We start from the raw sequence: 257 nt of genomic DNA on the forward strand, positions 1-257 counted from the left end.
GATGTTTGCTAAAGCCTTGAGAATTTCTTGTTGACGAGAAATTCGTTGATAGTCGCTGTCCTCTTTTCCCAGGTCACTTTTGCGATAACGGGCATAATCCAGTGCTTGTTCGCCTGAGAGGGTTTGCAGCCCAGGCTGTATGTCGATGTAGGTTCCATCGCTTGGATCACTGTATTTCATGCGCTTTTTCACATCGATTTGGACACCGCCCAGCTCATCTACAATTTGCCGGAACCCGTCGAAATCAACCGAGACAT

Annotated in this window: 1 protein-coding gene; it reads right to left on the reverse strand. The window is 47.5% G+C overall.

Annotation, left to right across the window (positions count from 1 at the left end; genetic code table 11):
- Positions 1-257, reverse strand: a 257-nt coding sequence (locus SB773_RS32950) for an LCP family protein (RefSeq protein ID WP_410594624.1), incomplete at both ends; no start/stop codon positions are given.

The sequence above is a fragment of the Bacillus sp. SIMBA_074 genome (assembly GCF_046534555.1).
Taxonomy (GTDB): Bacteria; Bacillota; Bacilli; order Bacillales; family Bacillaceae_G; genus Bacillus_A; species Bacillus_A mycoides.